This is a genomic window from Pseudomonas sp. PDM25 (assembly GCF_019219045.1).
GTDB lineage: Bacteria > Pseudomonadota > Gammaproteobacteria > Pseudomonadales > Pseudomonadaceae > Aquipseudomonas.
Window position 1 is genome coordinate 182,924 of sequence record NZ_JAHUWL010000010.1, and the last position, 19,874, is coordinate 202,797.

At 59.0% G+C, this 19,874-nt stretch carries 19 protein-coding genes; 3 read left to right on the forward strand and 16 right to left on the reverse strand.

What is annotated here, in order from left to right:
* Positions 1–20 precede the first annotated feature (20 nt).
* Positions 21–479 carry a hemerythrin domain-containing protein gene (locus tag KW848_RS20230; protein WP_111452249.1) on the reverse strand — a complete coding sequence of 153 codons (459 nt, stop codon included), beginning with the start codon at positions 477–479 and terminating at the stop codon, positions 21–23.
* A 302-nt stretch (positions 480–781) separates the two neighbouring features.
* Here KW848_RS20230 and KW848_RS20235 point away from each other — a divergent pair, with 302 nt between their 5' ends.
* Entirely contained in the window at positions 782–2,278 is a 1,497-nt protein-coding gene (locus KW848_RS20235; RefSeq protein ID WP_111452250.1) for a helix-turn-helix transcriptional regulator, read from the forward strand.
* A gap of 128 nt (positions 2,279–2,406) precedes the next feature.
* Complete coding sequence (locus KW848_RS20240) at positions 2,407–2,655, forward strand: DUF1652 domain-containing protein (RefSeq protein ID WP_218537862.1); 249 nt, start codon at positions 2,407–2,409, stop codon at positions 2,653–2,655.
* Positions 2,656–3,068: 413 nt separating this feature from the next.
* Here KW848_RS20240 and KW848_RS20245 read toward each other — a convergent pair whose 3' ends face one another.
* The 3 genes from KW848_RS20245 to KW848_RS20255 form a co-directional block, all read right to left on the reverse strand.
* On the reverse strand, positions 3,069–4,184 hold the full coding sequence (locus tag KW848_RS20245) for a Gfo/Idh/MocA family protein (protein ID WP_218537863.1): 1,116 nt from the start codon (positions 4,182–4,184) through the stop codon (positions 3,069–3,071).
* A 181-nt stretch (positions 4,185–4,365) separates the two neighbouring features.
* A complete protein-coding gene (locus KW848_RS20250; protein WP_008149805.1) occupies positions 4,366–5,133 on the reverse strand; it encodes an SDR family oxidoreductase in 768 nt (255 codons plus the stop codon).
* Positions 5,134–5,166: 33 nt separating this feature from the next.
* Complete coding sequence (locus tag KW848_RS20255) at positions 5,167–6,234, reverse strand: phosphotransferase family protein (RefSeq protein WP_218537864.1); 1,068 nt, start codon at positions 6,232–6,234, stop codon at positions 5,167–5,169.
* A gap of 188 nt (positions 6,235–6,422) precedes the next feature.
* Between KW848_RS20255 and KW848_RS20260 the strand changes: the two genes are divergently transcribed.
* Entirely contained in the window at positions 6,423–6,818 is a 396-nt protein-coding gene (locus tag KW848_RS20260; protein WP_111452254.1) for a DUF4280 domain-containing protein, read from the forward strand.
* Positions 6,819–7,016: 198 nt separating this feature from the next.
* Here the strand turns inward: KW848_RS20260 and KW848_RS20265 are convergent, their stop codons facing one another.
* The 12 genes from KW848_RS20265 to tssC all read right to left on the reverse strand — a co-directional run bounded on the left by KW848_RS20265 (position 7,017) and on the right by tssC (position 19,866).
* Entirely contained in the window at positions 7,017–7,559 is a 543-nt protein-coding gene (locus KW848_RS20265) for a toxin-antitoxin system YwqK family antitoxin (RefSeq protein ID WP_218537865.1), read from the reverse strand.
* Between the two features lie 12 nt (positions 7,560–7,571).
* Entirely contained in the window at positions 7,572–9,581 is a 2,010-nt protein-coding gene (gene tssI, locus KW848_RS20270) for a type VI secretion system tip protein VgrG (RefSeq protein ID WP_218537866.1), read from the reverse strand.
* A gap of 33 nt (positions 9,582–9,614) precedes the next feature.
* The gene (locus KW848_RS20275) at positions 9,615–10,196 is read right to left on the reverse strand and encodes a hypothetical protein (RefSeq protein ID WP_111452257.1); all 582 of its coding nucleotides are present in this window, start codon (positions 10,194–10,196) and stop codon (positions 9,615–9,617) included.
* Between the two features lie 102 nt (positions 10,197–10,298).
* The gene (locus tag KW848_RS20280; RefSeq protein WP_111452258.1) at positions 10,299–10,916 is read right to left on the reverse strand and encodes a hypothetical protein; all 618 of its coding nucleotides are present in this window, start codon (positions 10,914–10,916) and stop codon (positions 10,299–10,301) included.
* Positions 10,917–10,965: 49 nt separating this feature from the next.
* Positions 10,966–11,496 (reverse strand): hypothetical protein, encoded by a 531-nt coding sequence (locus KW848_RS20285; RefSeq protein ID WP_111452259.1) that lies wholly within the window; start codon positions 11,494–11,496, stop codon positions 10,966–10,968.
* A gap of 69 nt (positions 11,497–11,565) precedes the next feature.
* Positions 11,566–11,997, reverse strand: coding sequence for a hypothetical protein (locus KW848_RS20290; protein ID WP_218537867.1), 432 nt, complete (start codon positions 11,995–11,997; stop codon positions 11,566–11,568).
* 41 nt (positions 11,998–12,038) lie between these two features.
* Entirely contained in the window at positions 12,039–14,582 is a 2,544-nt protein-coding gene (gene tssH, locus KW848_RS20295; RefSeq protein ID WP_192409510.1) for a type VI secretion system ATPase TssH, read from the reverse strand.
* Positions 14,583–14,584: 2 nt separating this feature from the next.
* Entirely contained in the window at positions 14,585–15,610 is a 1,026-nt protein-coding gene (tssG, locus tag KW848_RS20300) for a type VI secretion system baseplate subunit TssG (protein WP_218537868.1), read from the reverse strand.
* Entirely contained in the window at positions 15,574–17,367 is a 1,794-nt protein-coding gene (gene tssF, locus KW848_RS20305; protein ID WP_218537869.1) for a type VI secretion system baseplate subunit TssF, read from the reverse strand. Before tssF ends, tssG begins: the two co-directional genes overlap by 37 nt.
* On the reverse strand, positions 17,351–17,794 hold the full coding sequence (gene tssE / locus KW848_RS20310) for a type VI secretion system baseplate subunit TssE (RefSeq protein WP_192409507.1): 444 nt from the start codon (positions 17,792–17,794) through the stop codon (positions 17,351–17,353). The genes tssF and tssE overlap by 17 nt, the downstream gene beginning before the upstream one ends.
* 15 nt (positions 17,795–17,809) lie before the next feature.
* The gene (locus tag KW848_RS20315) at positions 17,810–18,307 is read right to left on the reverse strand and encodes an Hcp family type VI secretion system effector (protein ID WP_111452265.1); all 498 of its coding nucleotides are present in this window, start codon (positions 18,305–18,307) and stop codon (positions 17,810–17,812) included.
* A 77-nt stretch (positions 18,308–18,384) separates the two neighbouring features.
* On the reverse strand, positions 18,385–19,866 hold the full coding sequence (gene tssC / locus KW848_RS20320) for a type VI secretion system contractile sheath large subunit (protein ID WP_218537870.1): 1,482 nt from the start codon (positions 19,864–19,866) through the stop codon (positions 18,385–18,387).
* Positions 19,867–19,874: the final 8 nt, after the last annotated feature.

The following is a 19,874-nucleotide window of genomic DNA, read 5'->3' on the forward strand; positions in this document are numbered from 1 at the left end:
CGGTATACGGTGAGCTCCAATTAATGCCATTGACGCGTTATTTCCTGCCACTGATCGTCTGACAGCCACTTATCTGCCACCGGAAAGAAAATATTTTCCTCCGAGTCCATATGATCGAAATATTTTTTGATGAAATCCTCGACAGTGTCAGCAATTACTCTCGTTTCCAGAGTTGTGTCCTCCAATGTCTTCAACTGTCCGGCAATGCGTCCAAATGCTTGGTGATCTCGCTCGATATCCTTGACCCGTTGGTGGATCGGTGCCTCAGTCGCTAGCAAGGCCAGCCGAATAAGTTCTTCATTTTCGTGGTGGTGTCGCTCTGCATCACCATGCAAGGTTTCCAGCATCTTGAACAACAGCTTGCAGTCATCAGCACCATCGGGTTCATGCTTCATCTTTCTCAGCAACTCTTTGATCCGAGTGATTTTTATAGCCACCTCATGATGATAGGCCTGAAGTTCTTTCAACAAGACGTTCATATCAAATCCTCACGACACCTAATCATCACAGAGAAATATTCTTTAACCAGCAATCTCCAACGATACTCACGCCTTTAAATTTCCATATTTATCAATAGCTTTCCAATCGCGCCCAGCAGAACTATTTACCCTTTTGAGTATAGGCGAGCACAAAGATCTCACCTCCGGAAATTTGCCGTCCTCGTCACAGGGATCGCGTTCGCAAGATCCCGCAGGTGAGCCATTTGCACTATCCCACCCCCTCGCGGTCGTAATCTTCACAGGGCGGCGCATGAATGCGCCGCCGTACGCGTGGAGATCCAATGAGCCAGGACGTCCTGACCACCGAAACCAATCGCCGTCAGTTGCAGCAGATCATCGCCGGCCTGTCCGATGGGGTGATTCTGCTGGAGCTCGACCAGACCCTTCTCTGGGCCAATGACGCCGCGTTGGCCATGCACGGCGTCGGGCAACTCAGCGAGCTGGGGGCGGATGCCAGGGAGTACGCCAAGCGCTTCGCCTTGCGTTATCGCAATAATCACCCGGTTCAGACCGACAATTATCCGATCAGCCGCGTCGCCCGAGGCGAGTCCTTCAGTGATGTGTTGGTTGAGGTGACGCCTGCCGACGACGAAGAGCGCACCTGGGTTCACAGCGTGCGCAGCATGGTGTTGGCCGACAGCGCTGGCAAGCCGGAGTCGCTGGTGCTGATCATGAACGATGTCACGGAGTGGGCCAGCGCCGAACAGCGTTTCGAAAAAACCTTCAATGCCAACCCGGCCCCGGCGGTGATCTGTCGCCTCAGCGATTTACGCTACATCAAGGTCAACCCGGGCTTCCTGGAGATGACCGGCTACACCCGTGATCAGGTGATCGGCCGTTCGACCTATGAACTGGACGTGTTGGAGGGCGCTGAAAACAGAGACCTGGCCAAGCAGCGGTTGCGCGAAGGGGTGACCATTCCGCAAATGCAGGCGCAGTTGCAGTTAGCCGAAGGTGGCAGCAAACAGGTGATTGTCGCTGGCCAGCCCCTTGAACTGAACGACGAAGCCTGCATGCTGTTTTCCTTCGTCGACATCGAGCCTCGGCATAAAGCCGAAGTCGCCCTGCGCCAGAGCGAGGAACGTTTTGCCAAGGCTTTTCGACTGACCCCTGTGCCGATCCTGGTGTGCAACGCCGTCGATCAGGTGGTGATGGACGTCAATGAAGCCTTCCTCGATACGCTCGCGTATTCCAGTGAGGAAGTGCTTGGTAAATCGGTAACGCAGATCGATTTTATTGATGACACAGGTGCCCGCGCGCGACTGTTTACGGCGCTGGAAAAAAACGGAAGCGTGGATCGTGTCGATGTCCGGGTACGCAAGAAAGGCGCCGGGCTGATCGATTGCGCGGTATCGGCCGACACCGTGAACATTCAGGACCGGCCCTGCTACCTGCTGGTGTTTATGGACATCACCGAACGTAAACGCACAGAGCTGGAGTTGGTGTCGGCGATCGAAGAGGTCATGAAAGACGCCTCTTGGTTCAGCCGCACGCTCATCGAGAAACTGGCTAATGTGAAAAACGTCAACTCGCCGCTGTTGCCTAGTGTGTCTTTCACCGACCTGACTGCCCGTGAGCGTGATGTGCTTGGCCTGATTTGCGAAGGCCTGGCCGACAAGGAAATCGCTGCACGGCTCAAACTTGCACCGAACACGGTGCGCAACCATGTCTCGACGGTGTATTCCAAGCTCGATGTTCACAGTCGTAGCGAGGCGATTGTCTGGGCTCGTGAGCGCGGTTTGTTCTCCAGCGAGTGGCGGCCCAAGGCTCAGCGTTAGGTGCAAATGCACTACTCGACGGGGTGCAAATTGATGTTCTGGACGGGGGCGGCAGTTCTTAGGCTGTAAGGGTGCGATACAGGTCTTCGGGTATCGCGTCCTTTCAAAACAGCGACAGGAACTGCCAGATGATTTATGTGACGCAATTGCGTATGCAACTGGAGCGGAGCTTTTCGCCATTGGCCTGTGAGTGCAAGGTTACGGGTGAACATTCACTGACGGTGAAGCTCTATCATCCGGTGTCGGGGCAGGTGGATCTGGTGGTCAGTGGGTTGAGCGTGGCCAACCTCAGAACGCCGGAGGCGGTGGCAGCGTTGATCGAAGAGCTGCGTTATGAACTTGAGAGCAACACATTGCATTGTCGCGAGACATCTTAGGAACTGTCAGGTTTTGCCGACGGTCGTACAAGGAATACGAGAGTATTTTTCTGTGACCGGTCCGCGGATACGCGGTGAGAACGTTGGGTCGCGGAATATGTCGATCACTTACCGCGGGTCAATCTATGAAAAGTCTTGGGAAACGCACTTTTACAACACTGTCGTTCGCACTCTGCATGGCGATTCTGGGTGGTTGTGCGAGTCCGCCACCGCCACCTCCCGCTGCACCGCCTCCACCCCCTGTGCGCACCTGCCAAACCACTGAAAATACTGATGTACAAGGCGATGTGAGGGCTGAGGGGCAGGTGACCCGGGAAACGACGTTCACTCGTTGCGTCACTCAATAAGCCTCCATCGGCTCACGCTGAACCGCCAGCGGCACTGTGCTGCTGGCGGGTGTCCGCGCGTTTCGCTCAGACTTCCTCGATCCTGACCCAACGCGACTCCCGCGCTGCCAACCGGATCGCCGTCGCCAGGCGTTCGACTTCCCACGCCTGTTCGAAATCCGTTCCACCCTGAGACAAGCCTGCCAGCGCCATCACCAGATCATGGACTTCCAGCGTCTTGAGTTCGTTGTAACCCAACTGATGCCCTGCCGCCGGACTGAACGCCGCATAACCCGGCAGATTCGGCCCTGCCAGCAAGCGTTGGAAACCGTTCTGGCCGGCACGAAACAGACGCAGTTCATTCAGGCGCTCCTGATCGAACACCAGCGTCCCTCGGGTGCCGCTGATTTCAAAACTCAGGTGATTCTTGTAGCCGTGCTTGAGCCAACTGCTGCTGAACGTGCCACGGGCGCCGTTGGCAAATCGCAACAAGGCGTGGACCTGATCGTCGACCGCGATACTGCGTTGTTCCGGGCTGCCCGCTGTGGCGGGACGTTGCCGGTGCACGGTCTGGGTGTCGGCGCTCACTGCCTCGACATCGCCCACCAGATAGCGGGCCATGGCCAACAAGTGACTGCCCAGATCGGCCAGTGCGCCACCGGCATGATTGGCATCGCAACGCCACGACCAGGGCGACGCGGGATCGGCCATGAAGTCTTCGCTGAATTCACCCTGGAAACTGATGATCTGACCCAGGTCGCCATTTTCAATCAGCTCCCGGGCCAGCCCGATCATCGGGTTGTGCTGATAGTTGTAACCCACCCGCGTCACCACGCCTGCCGCTTTGGCCGCCAGGCGCATGGCGTCGGCCTGTTGCAGATTCACCGCCAACGGCTTTTCGCAATACACCGGTTTGCCGGCGGCGAGGGCGGCCATGGCCATGGGGTAATGCAGGTGGTTGGGTGTGGTGATGGCGATTAGATTGACCTTGGGGTCATCGATCAGTTGCTGCCAGTCGCTATGAGCGGTGTCGAAACCCCAGGCGTCGGCGCAGTGGCGGGCACGCTGCGGATCGGCGTCGGCCAGGGCGGCGAGTTTGAGCTTGAGGGGCAGTTCGAAAACCGCACTGACGTTGCGAAACGCCAAGGCATGGGCGCGGCCCATGAAACCTGTGCCGATGAGTCCGATACCGAGTTCGCGCATAGCCGGGGTCCTTTTGGGATTTTGTTTTCAGGAGGGGCTATTTATGGAATAAATATTCCTTGTTTGCAAATGGTGGAATTAATATTCTTTCGCGTGTTCGTTCCCACGCTCTGTGAACGATCATTCGCGCAAAAAAAGAAGGCAGCCCGAAGGCTGCCTTTTGTTCATCCGGTAAATCGGATTAGGACAAGAACCCACCATCCACATTCAACGACACCCCAGTGGTGTAACTCGACGCATCACTGGCCAGATACAACACTGCTCCCGCCATCTCACTCGGGTCCGCCACACGCTTGAGTGGAATCTGTTGCAGTGCGGTGTTCAAAATAGCCTCGTTTTTCACCAGTGCCGAAGCAAATTTGGTGTCGGTCAGGCCCGGCAGCAGGGCGTTGCAGCGGATGCCGAACTGCGCGCATTCCTTGGCGAACACTTTGGTCATGTTGATGACCGCCGCTTTGGTCACCGAGTAGATGCCCTGGAAGATTCCCGGCGAGATGCCGTTGATCGAGGCGACGTTGATGATGCTGCCGCCGCCGTTTTCGCGCATCAGCTTGCCGGCTTCCACCGACATGAAGAAGTAGCCGCGGATATTCACGTCGACGGTTTTCTGGAACGCGCTGAGGTCGGTGTCCAGTACGTTGCAGAACTGTGGGTTGGTCGCCGCGTTGTTGACCAGGATGTCCAGGCGCCCGAACTGTTCGCGGATGCCGGCGAAGACTTGGCTGATCTGTTCCATTTCACCAATGTGGCAAGCCACCGCAGTGGCTTTGCCGCCAGCGGCGATGATCGCGTCGGCCACGTGCTGGCAGCCGTCGAGTTTGCGGCTCGAGACGATGACGTGGGCGCCTTGCTGGGCCAGCAGTTTGGCGATGGCTTCACCGATACCACGGCTGGCGCCAGACACGAATGCGATTTTGCCGTCGAGGTCGAACAACTGAGTCTTGGACATGGTTTTTCCTTGTTATTGGGGCCAGTGGCGTGATCAGAGGCTGGATTTTGAAATGACTTGCAGGCTCATCTGCTCCAGCAGTTTGTTCATGTGAATGAACTGTGCGAAGCGTTTGTCCTGGGTCTGACCATGGAAGAAGCGGTAGTAGATCTGCTGCACGATGCCGGCCAGGCGGAACAGGCCGTAGGTGTAGTAGAAGTCGAAGTTGTCGATCTGGATGCCTGAACGCTCGGCGTAGTAATCGACGAACTCACGGCGGGTCAGCATCCCCGGGGCGTGGCTCGGTTGGCGGCGCATCAATTGCACCGGTGCCGGGTCGTCGGCTTCGATCCAGTAGGCGAGGGTGTTGCCCAGGTCCATCAGCGGGTCGCCGAGGGTGGTCAGTTCCCAGTCGAGCACGCCGATGATGTCCATCGGGTTGTTCGGGTCGAGGATCACGTTGTCGAAGCGGTAGTCGTTGTGGACGATGCTGGAGGTCGGGTGATCGGCCGGCATCTTGTCGTTGAGCCAGGCTTTGACCGTTTCCCATTTTGGCGCGTCCGGGGTCAGGGCTTTCTCGTAGCGATCGCTCCAGCCTTTGATCTGCCGCGCGACATAACCTTCGGGTTTGCCGAGGTCTCCCAAGCCATAGGCGTTGTAGTCGACCCGGTGCAGTTCGACGAACTTGTCGATGAAACTCTTGCACAGCGTTTCGGTTTTCGCCGAATCCAGACCCAGTTCCGGGGGCAGTTCGGAGCGCAGGATGATCCCCTTGACCCGCTCCATCACATAGAACTCGGCGCCGATCACCGATTCATCGGTGCAATGCACGTAGGCTTTCGGGCAGTACGGAAAGCCGTCCCGGAGCTGATTGAGGATGCGAAATTCGCGGCCCATGTCGTGGGCGGACTTGGCCTTGTGGCCAAACGGCGGGCGACGCAGGACAAACTCCTGTTCGGGGTATTCGAGCAAGTAGGTGAGGTTCGACGCACCGCCCGGGAACTGGCTGATCTGCGGCAAACCACTCAGGCCCGGAATGTGGGCCTTGAGGTACGGATCGATCAGGCTGGCATCGAGCTCTTCGCCGGTGCGGATACGGGTGGACTGGTCAGTAAGCGCCATGCTTATCCCTTCTGCTTATTTTGGAGGCCAGACATCATTGACTAATCTAATGGTGCGCCGGGGGAGCCACAAGCGTGGCACGGTCTTATAGGTTAGCGTGTTGCTGGATAATCAACGTTCCTGATGTGCGAAAGCAGCCTCGGCGGACTATGGTTCAGGGGAGGGTACTTCCAGGAAGGAGGTTTGAAATGGGTTGTCCGCAAGTCTGTGCCACCGCAACCCTGCAGTGCAGCTTCGGCGCGGCGCCAGCCGTGCTCAACGTACTGCCGGTGAATCGCATGCTGACCGCAGGCATGCCGGCGGCGAACATCATGGATCACATCCCGCTGGTCAACGTCATGCCGTTCGGCACGTGCATGAGCATGGCCAACCCGATGGTCGCGGCCGCCACCGCCGCAGCGCTTGGCGTATTGACGCCGATGCCCTGCATCCCGGCCACCGCCACCCCCTGGATTCCCGGTGGCGCGCCGACCCTGCTGCTGGGCGGCATGCCGGCCATCGATGCCAACAGCACGCTGATGTGCAACTGGGCCGGGGTGATCAAGATTGTGATGCCGGGGCAGATGCAAATGCTGATTCCCTGACTCACACGATCAAACTGTGGGAGCGGGCTTGCTCGCGAAGGCGGCGTGTCAGGCGACATTGATGTTGAATGTGAGGGCCTCATCGCGAGCAAGCCCGCTCCCACAGGGGATCTTCTGTTAATGCAGTATTTGTGAACAACAGTGATCACTGTGGGAGCGGGCTTGCCCGCGATGGGGGCATCTCAGCCAATACAAGGGTCAGGCCTCGGCCGGATCACTCCAGCGTCTGAACCACCAGCGAACCCTGGAAATCGGCTTGCCCTCGGCGTCCAGCGGTCGCCCATCAGCAGCAAAACCCTGTTCCGGCTCCAGCAGTTGACCGTTGAGATAACGGGCCTCCACGGCCGGTTGACCGTTGGGATGAAAGCGCTGATACCGCCCCTCGCGCACGCCATCGCGGTAGAACTCCGACTCGGCCAGTTGCCCATGGGGAAAGTAATTGAACGCCTCTCCATGCAGCAGCCCTCGGCGGTAAGTCGCCTTGCGCTGTAGCCAGCCCTGCGGCGCATAGAAACTGGCGATCCCCTGCAGCTTGTCACGAACAAACGGCAGTTGCGCCGAGACCTTGCCGTTGGGGTGATAGAGCAGGGTAGTGCCTTGCAGCTCGCCCTGGCTGTAGTGCAAATCAGCCTGCGCGCGCCCGTCATCCTTGATGTGCAACGCACCGTCGAGCCTGCCATCGAGCAAGCGACCTTTGAGCTGTTTATCGTTCTGCTGCAAGTCCAGCGGCGTGATGGCCATGGATTCTCCTTGTCAGTTGACCTGCACCAGACCACCCTTGATCGTCAGCATGCCGCCGCCATCCACGGTCTGCGAAGCGGCGCCCTTGTTGGTCAGGCTGATCCCTGCATCATTGGTCATTGTCGTGCCAGCCTTGTTTTCCAATGAAGTACCGGCCTGATTGCTCACGGAGGTGCCGGCTTTCTGGCTGATCGAGGTGCTGGCCTCGGCCGCCAGATCCGCACCGCTCTTGATTGAAAAACTGCCGCCACTTTGCAACGTGAGGGTACCGGTCACCTTGATCGTCAGATTGCCGTCCACGGTCAGGCTGTAATCGCCAGTGACCTTGTGCGTGTAATTACCACCGGTGCTGTGGGTCTGGTCAGCGCCGACGGTCACTGTGCGACTGTCCTTCACATCCAGATTGTCGCTCCCCGTCTGGATGGTCACGCTGCGTTTGCCTTTCTCCAGGGTCACGGTCTCGTCGCCTTCTTTCACCGTGCGGGTGCGGGCGTTCTGCACCGTCAGGGTTTCGTCGTGGCCGACGGTGGCGGTGGTGTCGTTGAGTACGTTGATCTTGAAATCCTTCTGCGCCTGGAGAAAAACCTCTTCGGCGTCCTTCTTGTCCTCGAAGCGCAATTCGTTGAATCCACCGCCACCCTTGGACGATTGGGTCTTGATCCCGGACTGGGTCTGGTTCGCCGGCAACGCATAGGGCAGGGCGTTGTCACCGTTGTAGACGCAACCGGTCACCAGCGGCCGGTCCGGGTCGCCATCGATAAAGGTCACGATCACTTCCTGGCCGATGCGCGGCACGAACTGCATGCCGAAGCCCTTGCCGCTCCAGGGCAGCACCACCCGGACCCAGCAGGAACTGGTTTCATCGTTCTTGCCATCGCGGTCCCAAGGGAACTGCAACTTGATGCGGCCGTATTCGTCGGTCCAGATTTCTTCGCCGGACTTGCCGACGACGATAGCGGTTTGAGTATGCATCCGTGGTTTGGGCGTGGTTCGCGCCGGGCGAAACGGCGTGGCTTTGGGTATGGCTTCGAAGCGATTGCGATAATCCTCGTGACTGGCTTCGTGGGTAACTGCTGTCACCACCCAATCGATGTTCAACGTCGCGTCGTCATGCCCAGCAAGGGTGAACCAGTGCCCCGGCACCAGCCAACGGCAGTCGCTTTCACCGACAAAACGCTTCTCCTGACTGCGCAACCCATCGACCCGCTGCTTGGTCAGCGCATCGCCGCGAGCCTTGGCGTTATAGCCACCCGGATGCTCGTACATCGAAAGCGGTCCGGCCACCGCTTCAGCCTGGCCATAGAGCGACGTGGTCGGCGTGGTGAACTCATAATCCGTCGCCCGATACACCCCGGCGACGGCTTGCATGCACACCTGGCCGGAGCGGATGCCGTGCAGTTCGCGCTCGCCCAGTTGCTGACCGAGATAGGTGACCTTCGGCCCGTTGGGAATCTGCGGGAAAGCGTCGTTGCTGTCCCCGAGCACCAGCGTGTGCTTGCCATGCTCGTGGGTGAAAAACCAGAAAATTCCTTCCTCTTCCAGTAACCGCGAAACGAAGGCGAAATCGGTCTCGCCGTACTGCACGCAATACTCGCGCGGGGTGTAGCTGCCGGTCAGGGACAGTTTGAAATCGGTAAAACCATGGGCCTTGAAAATCGTGGTGACGATGTCCGAGGTCGCAAGGTTCTGAAACACACGGTTGTTGCTGGCCAGGGTCAGCCACCAGAGCCATGGTCTTAACACCAGTTGATAACGTTCGGCGGTGGCATCGGCGGGGAGTTGGCGGATTTCCGCGACCAATGCATCGAACGGGCGGAGCAGAGCGTCATTGTGCAGGGTGGTGGTGACGTGGGTGGCGACGGCGGTGGTCAGGGCGAGGGAGGCGCCGTCGTTGAGGCCGTTGAGGGTTTGTGTGCCCAGCGCGTTGAGGGTTTCTTCGCCGGACAATGACTCAGGGTAAAGCGCCGACAGCGAAGCGGCGGTGAGGGAGAGGCTGGTATTGCTGTCGGTGGTACGGGGCATTGAATGGCCTCAGGGGGTGGACAAGGGGAAGGCTTACCACTTGAACGTGCCACCTCTTTCATGGATTGAAGCCTGGTTATCACTGACCCACGCATCCATGTCGCGGTCTTGTCCATAGTCGTAGCTGTACATCAATACCGAATTTGCGACATAGGGAGCGAGTTGCGGTCCACACAGCTGACAAGGGCTCAGTTCGATATAGATACGGGTGACGAAGTTGCTGTAATCACCGTCCGGAAGGGCGACGCTATTGATCGCCTGGACCAATGCACTGATTTCCGCATGCCCGCGCAGGGTCGTTACGACTTTCTTGGTCGTGGTGGTGTAGTTGCCGAGAAGATCCAGCTTCAATGCGCTGTCACCGAATTTGTACATCAGCACGCCCCGTGCGGCATCGAAATGTTCGACCAGGGCGAAACAGGTCCCATGAGACGCCCCCGACCCCGCCAGGGCGCGGCGGTTTGAAGAGGACTCATGGCAAATACTGGCCAGGTCGGGAATGGTCCCGCCATTCGTGGCCTGGTTGGCCGCCAGCCAGGTGGCGTACAGGGGATTTGCCCCTGTCATTGCCACATTGCCGCCTGAGTAACGACCGACCTTGTGTATTTCTGTCATGCCCATCTCCTGTTGAAAACTCCAGTCACTTCACTCCGTCAATTTGCCTGCCATCTATGTCGTCCCCTTTTTCTCTTCTTTTTCTCTTCCTCGGTTTCTTTTTTAACCTTTGATGGCAATGAAATAGCCGCTGAGATCGGTCTGCTCGTGAACTCGATTTTGTAAATCAGCAGCACTGGTTGTGTACAGAGTAGTTTCTTGATTGAACGTGGCGGTATTTTCGTATTCGTCAACAAATTCGGCCCAGTGGAAATTCCCATTTCCCAAGTCCAGGTTGGCTCTGACAATGGTGTCGACACTGATCCATTTCCAGTTTCCATGAGGGTTGGCAAGCCGTATGTAACCGCCCTCGCAGCGGTCCGCCACGCTCCAGTGAGCACTGGCGGCAGCTACATGTTCTGACTGAACTCTTCCATCCAATCCATAAAACGAGTACGCGATCAGAATAGCGTCGTTAGCGTGAGCGTTGAGACCATTTATAAAGGATATGCGGTCGTGGAAACTGACAGCCTCGGCGTTGTAGTCGAGTGATAAGATAACTTTCATTATTTCGTAATATCGAAACAATCCTCCCGCGCTGTTTGAAAAGACTTTTGCTTTTTTTTCTATGGCGGTAATGAGGTTATTATCGATGCCATATATCGATTCCAAAGCCATCCAGATGGAGAAGGCACCACAGTTGTAGGCGTTTTGGGTGCGTAGTTGCAATACTGGGCGCATGAGGGAACTCCTTGAAAATTAAATCCGTCTCTTTTTCAGGCGACAAATGTCATTTTTTCTTGATCCATGATTTGCCGCTCTGTTTTTGGAGTGGGGTCCATATTCCCGGATTGGCATTGGGGTTCAGTGTTCTTTTAAGGTCGCCAGGTGGCCCGATGAAACCCAACGCGCCATAAAATGTCTTGCCACCTTCCACTTTTGGTTTGCTCATGTCGGTTAAGGTCAAGCAGCCATTTTTTCCTCTGCGCTCGGAAAACTGAACGGCACGTTCTATCAGTTCAGTCCCCGTTCCTGGCAGGGTTGGACTGGCGCAAAGATCTTCCACCTTAACGTCGGTGTCCTGGACCTTTAGTGTCATCAGTCCTGCAACACTTCCGCCTGCTTTGGTCAGCGCAATAAATTTGAATACCCCGTCGCCGTCGGTCAAATATGATTCTGCAATGTTGAGTGCGTCGTTTGCCTGGATGGCTCGCTGGTCAATCACCGTTTTGCTTTTGATTAAAGCATTTACCTGGAGGATGAAAGCTTTCGCGGCCTCGACGTAATGTTCCTGTTTTACTTGGTAAATGTCGTAAGTCATAACCAAGGCTCCATGTCTTTCATTAAAAAGGGGGGCTCGGTACAAATAAACCTGTCCCCTTTGCCGCACTTACCAATAGGCGGTAAAGGCCGGAATCGCCGGAAATCCGGCGGGTGCGTCCGCAACATTGCTGCCCGCGACCATCTTTGCTGTTCCGGCAGTGGTGCCTGGGTAGTAGAAGGTATAGGGCACTGTCACTGTGGCTACACCCAGTTTTTTCTTGTGATCCAGGCTGTACGAACCTTCATCGGCCTGAATGTTGATAATGACTTTGCACGTCGCGCTATTGGCGATCAGGAAGTCGTGACAGGTCTGACAGGGAAATGCGTTTTGCGCCAGGTAGATGATGTTGGCGCCGCCTCTTGCATTGAAGGCCAGCATTTCAGCGTGTTCGCAGGGGTTTCTTTTATTCCCTGTTTCATAGGTTTTTTTGTCCTGTTTCCAGGTGGGTGGCGTTTTTTTTACCGCCGTTAACGTATGAAGTACGACTTGAACTGTCATGTCTGCTCTCTCGAAATTCAGCGTTTGAACAGAGGGGGACGTTATTCCAACACCCACTCCGCCAACTTCCCCGTCACCTGGGTCATCAACACATTCTCGACATCCCGTGCACCCGCGGCACTGCACTTGGCCAACACCGCCTGCACAATCCCGGCATCAAACTCGAACTGTTTGCCCGTCGCCGCTTTATACCGGCCACGCAATTTCTCCAGCTTCGCCAACACAATTCCTTCCAGCGTCGCCTCATCCAGCGGTCGATACGCCACCACCGTCATGCGAGCGAGAAACGCCGGTCGAAACGCTTGCAGCAGCACTTTATGCAGCGCTTCGTTAAACGCATCGGTACCCAGTTGCGCCACCGGCGTATCAAGCAACAACTCAGCCCCAACGTTACTGGTGGCGAGCATCACGGTGTTTTTGAAATCCACCACTAACCCGGTTCCGTCTTCCATGACGCCTTTGTCGAAGACGTTATAGAAGGCTTCGAGTACATCCGGGTGGGCCTTTTCGATTTCGTCGAGCAGCACCACCGAATAGGGTTTGCGCCGCACCGCTTCGGTCAGAACGCCACCGCTGCCATAACCGACGTAGCCGGGTGGGGCGCCTTTGAGTTGGCTGACGGTGTGGGCTTCCTGGTACTCGGAAAGGTTGATGCTGATCAGGTTGCGTTCGCCGCCATATAACGCATCGGCCAAGGCGTAAGCGGTTTCGGTTTTGCCGACGCCCGTTGGACCGACCAGCAGGAACACGCCGACCGGTTTCTGCGGGTCGGTGAGGCCGGCGCGGTAGGCTTGCAAACGCTGGGCGATGGTGCCCAGGGCGATGCTTTGGCCCATCACCCGTTGGCCCATACGCTGACCGAGAGTGCGCACGGCGTGAGCTTCGTCGGCGAGCATTTTGCCCACCGGGATGCCGGTCCAGCCGGCGATCACGGCGGCAACGGTTTTGGTGTCGACCTGTTCCGGCACCAGTGGGTCGTCCTGGCGAATCGCGTCGAGTCCGGCTTCCAGCCGCACCAGTTCAGCGGCCAGGTGATCGATGCGGCTGTCGGTGCCTTCGTCCGGTTTGTCGCTGTCGGCGCGTTCGCTCAAGGCGAGCAACTCGCGGCGGGTTTCCAGCAGTTCGCGCACGGCGACCCGTTCTTCATTCCAGCGCACTTCCAGTTCGCGAATGGCCTGCACATTGGCGACGGATTCGGTTTCCAGCAGGGTGATGCGTTCACGGTGATCGAGCCCGGTGGCCTGTTCGCGACGCAGGCGTTCGACTTCATCCTTGAGGCTGTTCTGGCGATGACGCAGGCTTTCCAACGGCGGCGGCACGTCGTGCTGGCCGAGGGCAACCCGGGCGCACGCGGTGTCGAGCACGCTGATGGCCTTGTCTGGCAATTGGCGTCCGGAAATGTAGCGATGGGACAGTTTCACCGCTTCATGAATCGCGGCGTCCAGCACTTGCACACCGTGATGCTGCTCCAGTTTGGCGGCAACGCCACGGAGCATTTCCACGGCGGTGATTTCATCCGGTTCCTCGACTTGCACCAGCTGAAAACGCCGGGCGAGGGCCGGGTCTTTCTCGAAGTATTTTTTGTACTCCAGCCACGTGGTGGCGGCCAGAGTGCGCAACTCGCCGCGGGCCAGAGCCGGTTTCAGCAGGTTGGCCGCGTCGCTGCCACCTTCTGCGCCACCGGCGCCGATCAGGGTGTGGGCTTCGTCGATAAACAAAATGATCGGTTTTTCCGCGCTGCGCACGGCGTCGATCACGCCTTTGAGTCGCTGTTCGAACTCTCCCTTGACCCCGGCACCGGCCTGCAACAGCCCGAGGTCGAGTACCCGCAGGCTGACTTCCTGCAACGACGGCGGCACGTCTGCGGCGGCGATGCGCAAGGCCAGGCCTTCGACCACGGCGGTTTTACCGACACCCGGAGCACCCACCAGGATCGGGTTGTTCTGCCGACGCCGCAGCAAGATGTCGATGCATTGACGGATCTCGCCATCACGCCCGACGATAGGGTCGATACGCCCGGCGTGGGCATCGGCAGTCAGGTCCTGAGTGTACTGATCGAGTACTGAATCCTGTTTTGGCGCTGAATGGCCAGCCACGACAGGACGCGTGCCGCCGACGTGCTCACGAGAGCTTTCGGTCCATTCCAGCAGGTTGCTGCGCAACGCCTCCCGGGGAATCTTCAACAGCGATGAAGCACTGTTGAGCAGCAGGCTGCGGCGTTCATCGCGGTCGATCAAAGCGAGTAGCAACAAGCCCGAGCGAATGCTGTCCAGCCCCAGTACGCTGGCCTGGACCACCGCATCTTCCAGCAGACCGGTGGTGTGCGTCGACAGCGCCGGAGTGCGGGTGCTGCCGGATTTGAACAACTCCAGGGCCTTGTTGATTTCTGCGGTCAGGGCGTCGCGCTCCAGGCCGAAGCGTGGCAGCAGATAGGCAAAGTCACCGCCCTCGATGTCCAGCAACTCCAGCAACAAATGCTCGATTTCGACATAGTGATGACCCCGTTGCAGACAGCGTTGCGCTGCCCGTTCCAGGGCGCGGCGGTTGTCCGGGTTGAGGCGTCCGATCAGACTGGCCAGTTCCATGTTCAGGTAATCTCCAGCTGACGAAGACGGGTTTCGATGCGTTGCACGGCAAGGCTGGTCTGACGTTGCAAACCGCCGTTCCAGCTGAGCAGCGGCGGCGCCTCGCGACCGAGTTTCATCGGGCCAGCGCCGCGCACCAGCAACACCAGAGTGCAATCCAGATCCGGGCCGAAATACAGCGCGCTGAGGCTGGCCAGCGCCGGGTGCGATTCGCCATCCGGTAAAAACCGTGCAGCCTGGGCCGAGGTCAACGGGCCAAGGGTCAGGCGGTAGCCGGCATGCTCATCCCAGACCCGAGTGCCGGCCACGGCTGTGCGGCCCAGTTGCAGGTTGCGCCCGCCCGGGATCATGCGGCTGCGGCTGGCGGGCGGGATCTCGCGCCAGGCGCCTTCGTAGGCGCTGAGTTCCACCGGCAGTTCGAAGTGTTCGCGCACAATGGCAGCGAAACCCGCGAGGGAGCGGCGGCCGTCGGCGAACAGCGCGCTACACGCTAGCACGGCAGAGTCGGGCACGGCTTGGCGTTCTTGCAAGGATTTGGGCAACAACCCGGTCAGCGCCCTCAACTGAGCCTGAACCGCCGAGGCGCCGGGGACGGTGAACCCTACGGCAATCCGGTGTTTGCGCATTACCTTGTACAACAGGCTCAGCAAGCGATGCTGGAACAGGTCGAGGAACTCGGCCGGTGCATGATCCTTGGCTCGAGCCCGTTGTTGCAGCCATTCCTGATAGGCGTAGGGCAGGGGACCGTCAGGGCCACCGAGGCCGAACACCGGTGTGCAGAGAATCGGAGGCTCGCCGGGTTGCTGGGTCAGGCTTTCGATTTCGCTGGCGGCAAACAACGGCGTCAACGGCCCGCGCAGGCGAATGGCTTCCGCCTGGGGTGAGGTGCCGCTACCGAGGGATTCGGCTTGCGGATGTTCACGCTCCAGCAGCAGGAGCGCCTGCAACAGTTCAAACGCTTGCGGATCGCGTCGTAGTTTTTCACTCAGGTTTAGAGGGAGAGCGGCATGCCGGCTTGGGGTTGCCATGTTTTCACCTCCTTGTCTGACTGAACCAGGACCGTGCGCACGAACCGATTGGCCGTGGCATACAGTGAAAAGAATTGCGCCAGCACGCCCGAAAACAACACCGCGCTGCTGCCGACAAAATGCTGCGAATCAAGTTGCAAACTCACTTCCAACCCATTGCGCCAACCGCGCCAGGCGTCTTCGCCGACATGGCCGATCACTCGCTCGCAGCCAAGGCCCAGCAAACCCTCGATCTGCCGCAAGGCGCTGGCCTCGTCACGCAGGTTGTGCAGCTGGAGAATTTCCTTGAGCGCATCCAGCGCCTGCGGTCCTTCGACCAGCGACAAATGATTGAGGGTCAGTTGCGACACCAGCCGCCAGCGCGATTCACCTTCCAGTCGCGGCAAACTTTGCGGACTCGGCGGGTTGCGCAGGCGTGCCCAGGCCACCGGCCCCGGTCGCTCAAAACCCAACGGCGTACCTGCCGCGAGGCTCTGGGCCAAGTGTCGATTGGTGCACAGCAACTCGGCGGTGAGGCTGTATTCGACGGCCTCGGAAAGAGGGTCGAGCCGGGTGTCCACCAGACTCATCAACACATCGGTGCCCAGCCGATTCGGGGTCATGCCGCTGACCCGTCGTGCATGCCAGTAGCACTGTTTATCGCCGCCAACATGCTGGCTGCCGTAATAGGCCGGCACCCTTTGCACGCCTTGGCGGGTGGTGGCGCGCACCGCGCGGATGCTATGGATCTCGACGCTGTTCTCCCGGTGACTGTCGGCCACCAGGCGGTACTCGCTGCGGGTGCCATCTGGACGCAGGGGTTCGGAGGTGCGCGGGAACAGGTTGATCACCGGCGCGCAACCGAGGGCGATGTCGCTGGCCTGAAGGTGCATGCGACTGGTCGGCGGGCGGTCGAAGACGATGTACAGAAACAGCGTCTGGGTGTCGCTGCTGGCGCCGGCCAGTGGCAGGTCAAAGAAGTTGAATTTGTCCGGGAAGGCAAAGTACTCGGCGAGCAGGCGCATGCCGGGATGCACACCGTCCTCGTCTGGCAGGAGGACTTCGCCGCTGGCAAATCCGACGATCTCAGGCAGCCCTGTCAACACCGACGGCACGCTTCCCGCCGGCCCGGCCAACACCTTCACGGCGTGGGCGCCGAGCAGGTCATACAGGCAGGCATTAATCACCGGGGACGCGGCCAGGTGGATGCGCAGATGCTGGATGCTCAGCTCCGACCATTGGCTTTCACCCAGGCAACGCAGACTCAGGCGCAACGCCGAACGGGCCTGAGGCACACCGGTCAGGGCTTGAGCTTCGTCGCTGCCAAGCAGCAACGCTTCGTTGATTTCCACTGGCCACAATCGAACGGCTGCACTGGTGCGAAAGTGGATGCTTTCGCCCTTGCTGGTGGTGACAAATAACGGTGTGTCCCGTGGCAATGGATAGCCGCCAGCCAGATTGCCTTTGCTCGGGTCCGGTTCGAACTGCACGATCGCGCAGGACGGCAGCGGGCGCATGGCCAAGGGGTAAAGTTGTTCCAGCAAGGCGTCGCTGAATTCGGCGTAGTCGTCATCGAGCCGTCGTTGCAGGCGCGCCGCCAGCAGCGCAAAACCTTCCAGCAGCCGTTCGACATGCGGGTCGGGGCATTCGCCGGGTGACAGTTCCAGGCGCCGGGCGACCTTGGGATAACGCTCGGCGAAAATGCTTGCGGCGTGGCGCAGCCAGGTCAGTTCGCGTTGGTAGTAGTCGAGCAGTTGCGGGTCAATCGAGTCGCTCATGACGCACCTCAAGGCCATCGCTGGCCCTCTCGATGACAAATGCCACGGGCCAGTGCTGCTGGCCACTGCGCAACTCACCGACCAGGCGAATGCACAGTTGCTGCGGATGACCGGGCACCGGATCGACCTGAACCTCGCCCAGGCGCAGGCGCGGTTCGAAATGGTTGATGGCCTCGCGCACTTCCCGCGCCAACTGACGGCGGTCATCGCTGCGCTGCTGTTGCAATGCAGTCCAGTCAGCGATGCCGTAGTCGAGAATGCTCGGAGGGGAGGTCAGCGGGCGTCGGCCGCGCCGGGTGTTGAACAAGCGCAGCAACTCCGTGCGGACCGAGTCGAGCAACCCCTGGCGGTCGAACACCTGCACAGTGTCGACCTCGCTTGAGGCGAGTCGCTCGAACAACGGAGGGAGCATGCCGGTGCCTGCCATGGCCGACGCGTCCGCTTACTTGACGAGCTTGTTGGCAGCCATGTCCCAGGTCGAGGCGGCCGTACCTTCCTTGGTACCGTCGTCTTTCTGGGCAGTGAGTTCCCATTTGATCTTGGTGAAGTTCAGGGAAAGGGTTTCCACCGGTTTACCACCCGTACCGCCGCTGACACTGACGTTCGACAGCACGACATTAGTCAGGGTGTAAATGATGAACGGCATCAGCTTCCCACTGCCTTCGGCGGCGTTGCGGCCGATGGTGATCTTGGCTTCAGGGATCGGTTTGCCGGCGCAGCAATACTCGTTGAGGGATGGGGTGGAGCTGTCGACGAATTTGGTCAGGGTGAACTCGCCGATGTGTGGCTTGCCGGAGGTCCGTTCCGAGTTGCTGACGTCGTTGGTTACCTGCATGGCCACGTTGTGGCTGTAGGACATGACTTCGATTTTGTCCGCGTAGCCCTCGAGCAGACTGTCGCCTTTGATGTCGCCGCCGAGGTCGAGAATGATTGCATCCATCGCATGAAACTCCTGAAGGTTATCGCGCTAGATAAACGGAGAACTCCCGCCGGGTTGGCCGGCGGGAGAGAGGCAGGTCAGGCGGCTACCGGTGGCGGCAGGGTGGCGACCAGGCGGATCGACGCAGTCAGCTCTTCGAGCTGGAAGTGCGGCCGCAGGAACACCGTGGCCCTGTAGGCGCCCGGTTTTCCGGCAACCTCGGTCACATCTACCCGGGCTTCACGCAACGGGTACTGCGCCTTGATCTCTTGCGGCGCGTTGTCGTTGATCAGCACGTAGTCGGCGATCCAGTTGTTGAGGTAGGTCTGCACGTTGTCGCGGGTCATGAAGCTGCCGACCTTGTCGCGCATGATCACCTTCAAGTAGTGCGCGAAACGCGAGGCGGCGAGCACGTACGGCAACATCGCCGAAATCCGTGCGTTGGCGTTGGCCTCGTTGGTGTTGTAAAGCTTGGACTTGTTGGTGGTCTGGCCACCGAAGAACACCGCCACGTCGCTGTTTTTCTTGTGGCACAGGGCGATGAAGCCGAGGTCGTTGAGCTCTTTTTCCCGGCGGTCGGTGATCGCCACTTCGGTCGGGCATTTGAGTGACAAGTCACCTGAACTGGTGCGGAAGGTATGGGCCGGCAGGCCTTCGACCGCGCCACCGCCTTCGGCACCGCGAATTGCCGCGCACCAGCCGTACTTGGCGAAGGCCTCGGTGATGCGTTGCGACAAGGCCCAGGCGGCGTTACCCCACAGGTACTTGCCGTGGTCGCTGCCGTTGACGTCTTCGACGTAATTGATGCCTTCCACCGGCGAGGTTTCCGGGCCGTAAGGCAGGCGCAGCAGGAAATGCGGCAGCACCAGCGAGACGTAGCGCGAATCTTCGCTTTCGCGGAAGGAGCGCCATTTGATCAGCTCCTGACTCTCGAAGACTTTCGACAGATCGCGTGGCACGGCCAGCTCGGTGAAGCTGTTCATGTCGAACAACCTCGGGCTGGCGGCAGCAATGAACGGCGCATGGGCGGCAGCGGCGACGTTCGACAGTTTTTCCAGCAGGCCGATGTCCTGCGGGTGCCGGCCAAAGGTGTAATCACCCACCAGCAAGCTGAACGGGTGGCCACCGAAGGTGCCATATTCTTCTTCGTAGATTTTTTTGAACAGCGCGCTCTGATCGAACTCGACGGCTTTTTCCAGATCGTTTTGCAGCTCTTTCTGAGTCACGTTGAGCAGGCGCAGCTTCAGCCGGGAACTGGTTTCGGTGTTCTGCACCAGCAGGTGCAGGCCACGCCAGGAGGCCTCGAGTTTTTGCAGGTCTGGATGGTGCAACACCTCGTTGAGCTGGGCGCTGATCAGCTCGTCGATCTGGCTGATACGGTCGTTGATCATCGCCACGGTGTCCTTGTCGATGGCCATGCCTTCGTCGAGAACCTGGGTGGCGAATTCCGCGAGCATGTCGCGGGCGTAATCCTGTTGGCTGTCGTCATGGGCCATGCGGCCTTCGGCGATGATGCGGTCCAGCAGGGACAGACTTTCTGTGGTGCTTTCACTGGTTTTGGCGGCGGCTGAAGCGGGCATGGCGACAT